The sequence below is a fragment of the Brucella anthropi genome, from assembly GCF_046630315.1.
Lineage (GTDB): Bacteria > Pseudomonadota > Alphaproteobacteria > Rhizobiales > Rhizobiaceae > Brucella > Brucella anthropi_A.
Genome location: NZ_LQBD01000035.1, coordinates 219,540 through 230,519, shown reverse-complemented (window position 1 = coordinate 230,519; position 10,980 = coordinate 219,540). Strand labels below are relative to the sequence as shown.

Below are 10,980 nucleotides of genomic sequence, written 5' to 3'. Positions count from 1 at the left end.
GGATGTGTATAAGGGACAACTTTTTCGATAACTCGCCTGTTTGACCCCAGACCGACAAGCCATTCGATAACTATATTAGGTTCTTGGAATGACTGGGGTATTTCGAGTTATCTAACGTTTTTCAATTTTGGCGTTGAGGGGTAGTAGCGGGGGGTGGGTGTATCTACGATACCCCACACCCCCTAACTACCCCTCAAAAATTTCGCTGGTTCACCGGGCTGCGGCCCGATGGCGTGTTGTGCAGTGTCTGGTCGTGTCTTGCGCTGCGGCGAGTTCCGGTGTAGACATTCCGGCATCCAGTCTGTGCGGAGACGGTGGCGAAGACAACGAGGGCCACGAAGCCGACGCAGGAAACACCACAAGACAAGGGTGTCTCTGCATGGCCGCTCCAACCAAGATCACTTACGACTATTCCTTTCTTGACCACACGGTGAACGAGCCGGACGTGCCTCAACCGGGCGACCAGCTCGATGAAGCCTTTGCGGAAGTGAAGCGCGCCAGCGACGAGACGATTGACCGCCTCAACCTTATCCAGCGTGATGACGGCGATCTGGCTAATCAGTCAGTAGGTTTCGACCAGCTACGCCCCGAATTGGCGGTTGGTTTTAAGCCGCCGGAACCATGGGAGCCGAACCACGCTTATGTCGTCCGTGACACGGTTTTTGCGAACAACAGCTTTTACACGTGTCTAGTCTCCCACACGTCCGGCGCAGACTTCGACGCTGATCTGGCTTCAGGTAAATGGTCGGTCGTTGCGGATTTCACCGAAGCCACCACAGAAGCGCAGGCTGCGCGGGACAAGGCGAAGCAGTGGGCTGAAAATCCTGTAGACGTTCCGGTAGAGCCTGGACAATTTTCTGCGAAACACCACGCTGCGAAAGCCGCAGCGAGCGCAACTTCTTCCGCAAACAGCGCTACGGCTTCAGCAACCAGCGCTGCGGACGCCTTGGCGGGCGCGAACGCTGCGGCTACTTCTGCGACCAATTCCGCAAATAGTGCAACTGCGAGTGCGAACAGCGCTTCTGATGCTCTTGGGAGCAAAAACAACGCTGCCGCAAGCGCAACCACCGCAGCGAACAGCGCAAACGCGAGCGCTACCAGCGCCGCAGAAAGCCTCGCGAGCAAAAATGCAGCGGCTCTGTCCGCGACGAACGCACTCGCAAGCGAAACTAACGCTGAAACCGCAGCGGATCGCGCGGAAGCTGCTGCTATCTCTGTTGAAAGTCCTGTTTCGTATGAGCCGCAACCACTTACGCCTGCGCAACAAGGCCAAGCCCAGGCTAACATAGGAGCTGCTGTTCTTGCTGGCTGGCGTAATAAACTCATCAACGGCAACTTTGATGTCTGGCAGCGCGGAATTGCGTTTGAAATCCCCGCAGGTGGCGCTGCTTACGTCGCTGATAGGTGGTTGGTGGCGAACGCGACGGATAAGCCTGTCACCGTTGTGCGTACTGCTTTCGGTGTCGGGAACTACAACGGCGTGCCGGGTTCTCCGAAGGCCGCACTTGGTTTGGTTTTTGCTTCCGCGCCGACTACAGGTTCGGTGAATATCATTCAGCGAATTGAGGGTGCAAGAACCTTGGAGGGCAAGCTGTGCACGGCTCGCTCATACGTAACACGTGTCGGCGGCAATACGACAGGGGAGGTGTTAGGGGTTGATCTGACGCAAAGTTTCGGCACCGGCGGCACCCCATCCCCGAATGTCATAACGAACCCGTCAAGTCTCGATATTCCTGTGATTTTTGACGCTGTTACGCGCGAAAGGAATGCTCTTTTCACGCTTCCGTCTATTGCGGGCAAGACAATCGGAACAAGTGAGAACGACAGCCTTCAATTGCGTTGGCTTCTGTATGCGAGACAGGCAGCGACCTACGTATTCGCAAGAGGTTCCCTTGTTGAAGGTGATGCGACAACAGAAGACGACCCGTTTGCTCCCCGCCACATCGGTCAGGAGTTCTCTCTGTGTGAGCGTTACTACAAGGTGCAGAGGGTGAACAATATCGTATTGGCACACACTGCGGGTCAGATTTACTCCGCAAGTGCGGCAATCAATCCGATCATGCGCGCAACCCCAACAGGGACCGTGACCGTTGTTTACTCAGGGAACGCCTACAATGTTGTCGCTCTCCAAACAACGGGAAAATTTATTTCAGTTGCAGCGCAGGCTACCGCTCCGGGGAACTCGGAGTTTCTAGCTGATGTTCGTTTGGACGCGGAGCTTTAAGCTATGATCGAAAGCGCAAGATACTCCGAACAGGGTTCGATCCTTGCCATCATTGACGGCGAGGAAATGACAGTGCCCGACGACATGGCAAATCGTCACCGCGCTATGCTTGCTGAGTGGGAAGCTGAAGGCAATATTATATCCCCTTATGTTGAGCCTGCCCTGACACCGGAAGAAAAACGTGAGCGCATGCCGAACTTGACGGCAAGACAGCTCCGCCTTGGCCTTTTGCATCTGGGCAAACTCGACGGTGTTTCCATTGCAATCAGCGCCTTGCCAGAGCCGGAAAAGTCACAAGCACAGATCGAATGGGATTTTGCGAGCGAATTTCGCCGCCTTCACCCCCTCATCGTCCAGCTTATTCCCATTCTTGGGTTGACCGACGAACAGGTTGACCCGGTTTGGGAGCAATTCGCGCAGGTGTGACATGAAGTCGAATTATTCCGCCTGTCTCGCATTCACGCTCAAGTATGAGGGCGGCTATTCGAGCAATCGCAAAGACCCCGGCAACTGGACCGGGGGCAAGGTCGGCGTTGGTGTCCTGAAAGGCACAAAGTACGGCGTGTCTGCGGCTGCGTATCCCACGCTCGATATTAAAAATCTCACGCTTGATGACGTGAAGCCCATTTACGAGAAAAACTACTGGAAACCCGTGAAAGGCGATGACCTTCCGGCGGGTGTAGATCTGGCTGTCTTCGATGCAGGTGTGATGTCCGGCCCATCGCGTGGTGCGAAGTGGCTTCAGGCCGCGCTTGGTGTGTCTCAGGATGGCATCATTGGACCGAACACACTCGCAAAGCTGCGTGTCTCCGATGGCGTGCAGATCATCAAGAAAGTTTGCGCCAAGCGTCAGGGTTTTGTCCAGGCGCTGAAGACTTTTGTCACTTTCGGCAAGGGCTGGACAACGCGCATCGCTGCAAACGAAGCGGAGTCGGTGCGCATGTATGTGTCGTCTAATGGCAAAAGCACAACAGACGTGAAAGAAACACTCGCGACTGAAGCCAATAGCGCGGCCAAGAAGGCAAGCAAGCAGAATTCAGGTGCTGTTGCTGCCGGTGGCGGCGGTGGCACGACCTTTGCGTTGTCTGACCAGCTCGCACACTGGCTGACGTTCGGGATCATCGTCGCAGCGGTTGCATTCGTTGGTTATCTGCTCTGGCGCGCTCACATCAACAAGAAACGGGCCGAAGCCTACAACGCGGAGGCTGCGGCATGAGCAATCCAGTTCTGGACACCATTCTGTCTTCTGCGGTTCGCACCGGATCGAGCATCGTCAAGGACATCGTGTCTTCGCAGCTTGGCCCAACCATTGGCGGTTTGGCCGGTACTGTCGTGGACACGATTGCCGAGAATCTTGGCGTGAAGCCTGAAGACATTCCAACTCAGAGTCCTGCCAACGTTGACGCTGCGGTGCTTGCTGCTGACGAAAACCCTGAAATTCTGAAGCTCTACGTGGAGCAACAGAAGCTCACGAACGATCTTCTTAAAACGGAAATGGACAAGTCGGAGAGCCTTTGGACGTGGGCGTGGCGTCCGGCCTGGATGTGGTTTCTGATGCTTGTCTGGTTTTACGCGCTTATTGCGGCACCGCTTGCAAGCGGCGTCACCGGCATTTCTCTCGAAATCCCGGATTTGGGCGTTCTTGTCAGCCTGACCATCACTTTTCTTGCCCTCTACATGGGCGGTCACACAGCAAAAGACATTTGGGGGCGGAAGTGAGCGAGGAACGCACTATGCAACTACCGCCAAAAGGTAAAATCGAGTGGAACCTGAACACGCTTTTGCAATTGGCGCAGATCGCGTTCGTTGTGATCGGTGGGGTAACGCTTTGGGTGAACCAGACCCGCGACATCACTGATCTTCAGGCGTGGCGCACCGAAGCCGTCGCAGACATCAAAAACCTGAAGGAAGATGTTCGCAAAGTCGATACCAAAGTTGAAGGGCTTCAGTATCGCACCACGTCCACGGAACAGCAGGTCGCGAATATGAATGCGGCACTGAAGGAAATTCAGGCTGCGGTCAATCAGCAGACCGGCGATGTTCGCTTGGTGCGTGAAATCCTTCAGCGTCTCGAAGCCGGACAGAAGCGGGGAGGCTGATTTTCATGCCCATGCAGACGCGCTTTGAGCGCGATGTCCAGAAAGTCGTAGACGAAAAGATGAACCTCGACCCGGAGGGTATCGCCGCTCGCCTCGACACCATGGAAGGACAGATTGCGGGAAAGGCGAACATCAATCACACCCACAGCATTGCGCAGGTCAACGGGCTTTCTGAAGCCTTGAACGACAAGGCGAATGCTTCCAGCGTGGCCACGCTCACGACACGGGTCAACACAGCCGAAAACGACATTGATGCGTTGTCTTCAGACGTTGGCGATCTCTCGACTGAAGTTGCGGCCTTGTCGGCTAATGTGGACGACAAGGCAAACATTGTCGGCGGCGCTGCCCAGCTCACTGTCTACGCAAGCACGGCTTTGCCGGGCGTGTCTCCGGCGGGCCGTCTCGTTTTTGTCTCGGACCTGAAGGTTCTGGCTGTGTCTGACGGCACGAGTTGGCTCAACACCCAGACGGGAGCGGCAATCTGATGGCGTTCCGTTCTGACGAAGATAAGCTTCTGTCTCTGCTTCTTCGCAAGAAGAAGATCAGTGCTGCGCGTGACGGGCTTATCGAGTTCACGAAATACATGCTGCCGTCGCCGGATCACCCCGACGATGTGACACATTCGCTCTATCAGGATGAGCGTCATCACCATGCAATCGCCCGCGCGCTGGAAGCTGTTGAGGCCGGGCTGATTTCCCGCCTGATAATTTCCGTTCCGCCGCGCCACGGGAAAAGCGAACTCGCATCCCGTAATTTCCCTGCGTGGTATCTGGGTCGCAACCCGGAAAAACACATCATTTTCGGCACATATAACGAAAAGCTGTCTTGGGATTTCGGGCGCAACGTTCGCGATATTCTTCAGAAGCCGCAATATCGTCAGGTTTTCCCCGATGCACAGCTTAAAGCTGGCGCTGCGGCTGTTGATCGTCTTGAGCTGACCGAAGGTGGAGTGATGTTCTTCACGGGTCGCGGCGGTTCCGCGACGGGCCGTGGCGGTCACTTGCTCCTGATCGATGACCCGATCAAGGATCGCAAGGAGGCAGACAGCAAAACGATCCGCGAAAGCCTTTGGTCTTGGTATAACCAGGTCATCAAATCCCGCATGATGACGAAGGCGGGCGCGATCATCATTATTCAGACCCGTTGGCATGAAGATGATCTTATTGGCCGTCTGACCGATCCGGCGAACCCCTGTTTCAGCGCCGCCGAAGCCCGGAAGTGGCATATTATTGACCTTCCTGCCTTGGCTTACGACAACGATATTCTGGGACGCAAGCCCGGCGAGGCTCTTTGGCCGTCGCGGTTTGACGAACAGTATCTGCGCGACTTTCAGCAGTCTGACCCGCGCGGTTTTCAGGCTCTTTATCAGGGTCGGCCAGCGCCAGACGATGGTGTGTTCTTCAAGGCCGAAAACCTCCGCACGTATAGTTCGCAGAAAGAGCTTCCGCCGCGCGACCAGCTTACCTTTTACACGGCTTCTGACCACGCCGTTTCGACAGCACAGGGTAGTGACCTGACCTGTCTCCTGACTGTCGGCGTGGACAGGGAAGACAACATCTGGATTATGCCGGACATCTTCTGGAAGCGCGCGCCCACGGATGAAGTGGTGGAAGGCATGCTTCACATCATGAAGCACTACCGGCCTGTCTTCTGGTGGGCTGAAAAAGGCCATATCTCGAAGTCTATCGGGCCGTTCCTGCGCAAGCGCATGATCGAAACGCGCACTTACAGCTCGCTGATCGAAGTAACCCCTGCCGCAGACAAGCAGGCCCGTGCGCAGGCAATTGCGGCGCGCATGGCAATGGGGAAAGTCTATTTCCCTTCGTTTGCGAAGTGGTGGGGGGATGCTCGCAACGAAATGTTGAAATTCCCGCAAGGGCTTCACGACGACTTCGTGGATGCGCTCGCCTACATCGGCATGGGCCTGACACTTCAGCGCCGCGCGCCCGCACCGAAACCCATCGAAACCAACGACCGCATGACTTTCGGCTGGCTCAAGGAGCAGTCGAACCGCCAACGCGCGCTTGAGAAAGCCCGCGCAGACACAAGGGGCTGGTAATGGAACAAGAAACTGACCTGATGGACATCGACAGCCTCGAACAAGCCGTTTTGCCTGCCGCAGACAGCGCACCGAACGGTATCAAGCGGGAGCCTGACAAGGAAGCAAGCGAAGCACGCAAGCGCCTTGTTACCGAATGGCAGGGAAAGGTTGAGCGGGCGAAGAAGCATTGGGCTTCGGATTTTGCGCGTATGCGCGAAGATCAGAAGTTCGCTTTCGGTTTGCAGTGGGACGGACAGAAGCAGTTGAACGGCTCTGCGGATGGTGACGAAGCATCGGATCGCTATGTTGCGAACATCGTGCATCGTCATATTCAGCAGCGCGTTGCTGCGCTTTATGCGAAGAACCCCCGCGCGGTTGCCCGCCGCCGCGAACAGATTTTGAATACTGTCTGGGATGGCACAAATCAGGGGCTTCAAATCGCGCAAGCCCAAATGCAAGCCATGCAGACGATGATGCCGCAGCTCATGATGAGCGCGCAGAGCGGCGACATGGCCGGAGTCATGAACACCGTCATGGCTGGAATGCAGGCAATGCCGCAGATGATGGAAGCGCAGAGCATTCTTCAGGATGCGGAAAACGTTCGCCAGCAGATGCAGCAACTGGACACCATCGCCAAGACGCTTGAGCTTGTTCAGGAATACACCATTCAGGAACAGGCCCACGACTTTAAGCTTATGATGAAAATGGTTGTGCGTCGTTCGATCACGACCGGCGTTGGCTACGTAAAAGTTGGCTGGCAACGCATCATGGAGCGCGATCCAGACAAGGAAGCGCAGATCAGCGACCTGTCAGAACAATTGTCTGTCATCAAGCGTCGTTCGGCTGACCTGGCTGATGGCAAAATTGACGAAGACAACCCGGACGTTGCTGCACTTGAAAGCCAGATCAAGGCTTTGGAGGGCGATGCTGATGTGTTGGTTCGTGAGGGGGTGGTTTACGATTATCCCGCCAGCACTTCGATTATCCCGGACCCGAAGACAGTTAACCTGCGTGAATTCCTGGGTGCGGACTGGGTTGCGCAAGAATATTGTCTGTCTACAGACGAGATCAAAGAAATCTACGAAGTGGATGTGTCTGCGCATTTCAACTCGCGTGAAGACAGCAACCCATACGCAAACCGCACCGAGTTTGAACAGCTCTTTGGCAAGGATTACAGCGACCGCTATTCGGACGAAGACAAACCTAATTCAGTTCACGTCTGGGAAATTTACTCTCGCAAGGAGGGGCTGGTTTTCCATATTTGCGAGGGATACCCGGATTTTCTGCGGGAGCCATCGAAGCCGGAAGTCTACATCGAACGTTTCTGGCCTTGGTTTGCATACGTTCCGAACGAATGTGACGCGGAAGGTCGGATTTTCCCACCGTCTGACGTTCGTTTGATGCGCGACATGCAGAACGAATTGAACCGTTCTCGCCAGATGCTTCGCGAACATCGTCTTGCAGCGCGCCCCAAGACTGCGGTTGCTTCCGGTGTTCTATCCAAGGACGATAAGCTGAAGCTGCAAAGCCACCCGGCCAACGCAATTCTCGAACTTGAGGGTCTGACTCCCGGCCAGAAGGTCGGTGATTTGCTTCAGCCTTTCACCGGGCCGAACATCGATCCGAACCTGTATGAGACAAACGGCGTCTTTCAGGACAGCTTGCGTGTCACGGGTTCGCAGGAGGCCAACCTTGGGGGTGTTTCCGGCGGAACCGCGACCGAAAGCCAGATTGCTGAAAGCTCGCGTATGACAAGCGTTGGCTCGAACGTTGATGATTTGGACGATCTTCTGACGCAGCTTTTCCGCGCTTCTGGTCAAATCCTCTTGCTCGAAATGAGCGAAGACACCGTGAAGAAGATCGTCGGTCCCGGTGCGATTTGGCCGCAGATGTCGAAGGCTGACGTTGCGCAGGAAATCTTTCTTGAGGTTGAAGCTGGCTCGACAGGTCGCCCCAACAAAGCGCAGGAAATCCAAAACGCGGAACGTCTGATGCCACTTCTGATGCAGGTTCCGGGCGTCAATCCCGAATTCCTCGTCCGCGAGCTTATCAAGCGTCTTGATGATCGTTTGGATGTCACGCAAGCGATGGCGGCGAACATGCCTTCCATCACAGCAATGAACTCCATGCGCGCTCTTACTTCGGGAATGCCCGCCAATCCTGCACAGGCACCGGAGGCACAAGGCCCGCAAGGTGCGCAGAACGGCACGAAACCCCAGACACCGCCCGGTGCGAACGGTCCTGATCTTGTGACTACGCCGCAGACACCCGGACAGGCTCCGCTTGCATAGGTGTCTGCTTATATGTTAGACAAACACAACACCATACAACACCAAGTAGGAGCGCCGAATGCCTGCGGAAGTTGAAACACACGAAGACACGCTTGATCTAACGTCAACAGAAACTGACGTGTCTACGTCTGCGACAACCGAAGCACCTACTTCGGATACGAATTCTACCTCGGTAGAGGGCGACAGTGAACCGACTACGCTAATGGACTTCGTGACCAAAGCGGTGCCGGATTTGGAGCTTTCGGAAGAAGGCGACGACGAACTGCTTCCCGAAACAGGGGCTGAAGAAACCGCGAAAGCGGGAACCGACAAACAGGAAACCGACCAGACGGGAACCGTCTCAAAGGAAGGAAAGCCTGCCGCGTCGGTGGATGGGACGGAAGAAGACACAGACAAGGAAGACGGCACTGACGCCTCGCTGGAAATTACCTCAAAGGAATTCCAGCACATGAACTCCAAGACTCGCCGGAAGGTGCGCGCTCTCCAAGAGCAAGCAGCGATGGCGCAACAGCTTGAAGTTCCTGCACGGGCGGCAGAAAGTCTGAATTCTTATCTGCGTCAGAACAACATCGACAACGAAAGTTTCAACACCCTTCTTAGTGTTGGTGCTGCGTTGCAGCGTGGCGATTTCAAGACGTTCTTGGAGTCTATCACGCCGTTTGTTCAACTCGCACAAGAGCAGTTGGGGATTATCCTCCCCCACGATCTTCAGGCGCAGGTTCTTTCCGGCCAGATCACCGATGAAGGCGCTCGCCAAGTGCAGCGCCAGCGTCTCGAAATGTTGCAGCGCAACGAGGCCCTGTCTCGTCAGGTGCAGCTTGAGACACAGCAGCGGCAGGAAAGTGAACGTTCTTTCCATGAGCAGAACGCGAACACCATCGCGGCCACGGTATCGTCTTGGGAGAACTCCGTTAAGGCTGCGGACCCCGACTACGCACGCAAAGAAGCTGCCATGAAGGACATCACCCGCGCGATCATTGCAGAGCGCGGTGCGCCACGCACACCACAAGAGGCTGTTGCAATGGCGCAGGAGGCTTACGACCGCGTGAATGGGTTTGCGAAGCAATTCGCCCCGCGCCCGAAGCCTACCGCAGTTGTTCCGAGTGGCGTCAGGGCCAATAGCGGACGTGCGCCGGAACCAACCACGCTTGAAGAAGCGATTTTCCAGGGCTTGCGCGCCGCACAATAATGCGGAGCTACTTCCATGGCTTTTACACCAGCCGAACTGAATTCTATCGCCAATTCGGCGCTGGATTTCTACTTCAACAAGGGTGAAGCTTTCAAACTCGCAATCCAGAAAAAGCCCCTGCTTAACTGGCTTGAGAACTCGAAGAAGACTTTTCCCGGTGGCAAGGGCAACATTTCTATTGGTGTCATCGGTACTTATGGTGCTGGCGGCGTCAATGACGGCGTGAAAGGCTACAGCCACAACGATAAGGTTGTCTTCTACACCCCGGCCAACAACCAGCGCCTTAACTACCCTTGGCGCGAACACCACATCGGTATCACTCTCACCCACACCGAGCTGAAGATTGACGGTATTTCCGTCATGTCTACGAACGGAGACAGCCTGCGGCGTCATTCCCGCCGTGAAATGACCGTTCTCATCGGCCTTCTGGACAGCAAGCTGTTCGATATGGGCGAGCGTTACGCCACGACCATGAACAACCTGTTCTGGGGCGATGGTACGGGTGATGCCAAGGCACTTGCCGGTATCCGCTTCCTGATTTCCGACGATCCGTCTGTCGGCGTCGTGGGCGGTCTGGATCGTGCGACCTACGCTTTCATGCGTAACCGTGCGCGCACTGCGGCTTTCGGTGCCAAGGTGGCTGCGGATGACACGTTGGCGGCACACGGTGGCGATGCTGTGACTTCCAACACCGCAGACGGTGGTGCTCTCCTGACCACGCTTGACACGGAATACCGTCAGCTTATCCGCTACGGCGGCAAGCCGACCAAGTTCCTTGCCGGTTCTGATTTCATCGGTGCGATGGAAAAGGAAATGCGTGCGAATGGTCTTTATTCGCAGAACGGTTTTTCGTCCGGCGGTGACGTGTCCATGGGCGCGCTCAACTACAAGGGAACCGTGATCGAATATGATCCGACCCTGGACACGCTCGGCCTGTCTAAGCGTGCATACTGGCTGGATGGACGTGCTATCGCCCTTCAGGCGATGGAAAACGAATGGCGTCGTTCGCATTCGCCGGAACGCGCGCCTGATGAATTCGTCATGTACCGTTCGCTGACCTGCACCGGCCAGCTCACCGGCCAGCAGTTCGACAGCTCGCTTGTGATCGACATCAAGTAATGTCTGCTTATGCAGCC

At 55.7% G+C, this 10,980-nt stretch carries 10 protein-coding genes; all 10 read left to right on the top strand.

Going from position 1 to position 10,980, the window contains the following annotated elements:
* Nucleotides 1-379: 379 nt before the first annotated feature.
* Genes AVM02_RS15855 through AVM02_RS15810 form a run of 10 tightly spaced genes read left to right on the top strand, consistent with a single transcriptional unit; the run spans nt 380 to nt 10,963 of the window.
* A complete protein-coding gene (locus AVM02_RS15855) occupies nt 380-2,224 on the top strand; it encodes a carbohydrate-binding protein (RefSeq protein ID WP_411507881.1) in 1,845 nt (614 codons plus the stop codon).
* A gap of 3 nt (nt 2,225-2,227) precedes the next feature.
* Nucleotides 2,228-2,650: a hypothetical protein gene (locus tag AVM02_RS15850; RefSeq protein WP_411507880.1), complete on the top strand. Its 423-nt coding sequence runs from the start codon at nt 2,228-2,230 to the stop codon at nt 2,648-2,650.
* 1 nt (nt 2,651) lies between these two features.
* Entirely contained in the window at nt 2,652-3,440 is a 789-nt protein-coding gene (locus AVM02_RS15845; RefSeq protein WP_411507879.1) for a glycoside hydrolase family 108 protein, read from the top strand.
* Nucleotides 3,437-3,943 (top strand): hypothetical protein, encoded by a 507-nt coding sequence (locus tag AVM02_RS15840; RefSeq protein WP_411507878.1) that lies wholly within the window; start codon nt 3,437-3,439, stop codon nt 3,941-3,943. Before AVM02_RS15845 ends, AVM02_RS15840 begins: the two co-directional genes overlap by 4 nt.
* Nucleotides 3,940-4,323, top strand: a complete 384-nt coding sequence (locus AVM02_RS15835; protein WP_411507877.1) for a hypothetical protein — start codon at nt 3,940-3,942, stop codon at nt 4,321-4,323. Before AVM02_RS15840 ends, AVM02_RS15835 begins: the two co-directional genes overlap by 4 nt.
* Before the next feature lie 5 nt (nt 4,324-4,328).
* Nucleotides 4,329-4,808, top strand: coding sequence for a hypothetical protein (locus tag AVM02_RS15830; protein ID WP_411507876.1), 480 nt, complete (start codon nt 4,329-4,331; stop codon nt 4,806-4,808).
* Complete coding sequence (terL, locus tag AVM02_RS15825) at nt 4,808-6,382, top strand: phage terminase large subunit (RefSeq protein ID WP_411507875.1); 1,575 nt, start codon at nt 4,808-4,810, stop codon at nt 6,380-6,382. Before AVM02_RS15830 ends, terL begins: the two co-directional genes overlap by 1 nt.
* Nucleotides 6,382-8,655 carry a hypothetical protein gene (locus AVM02_RS15820; RefSeq protein ID WP_411507874.1) on the top strand — a complete coding sequence of 758 codons (2,274 nt, stop codon included), beginning with the start codon at nt 6,382-6,384 and terminating at the stop codon, nt 8,653-8,655. Before terL ends, AVM02_RS15820 begins: the two co-directional genes overlap by 1 nt.
* Before the next feature lie 58 nt (nt 8,656-8,713).
* Nucleotides 8,714-9,844: a hypothetical protein gene (locus tag AVM02_RS15815; RefSeq protein WP_411507873.1), complete on the top strand. Its 1,131-nt coding sequence runs from the start codon at nt 8,714-8,716 to the stop codon at nt 9,842-9,844.
* Nucleotides 9,845-9,859: 15 nt separating this feature from the next.
* Nucleotides 9,860-10,963, top strand: a complete 1,104-nt coding sequence (locus AVM02_RS15810) for a phage major capsid protein (RefSeq protein ID WP_411507872.1) — start codon at nt 9,860-9,862, stop codon at nt 10,961-10,963.
* Nucleotides 10,964-10,980 lie beyond the last annotated feature (17 nt).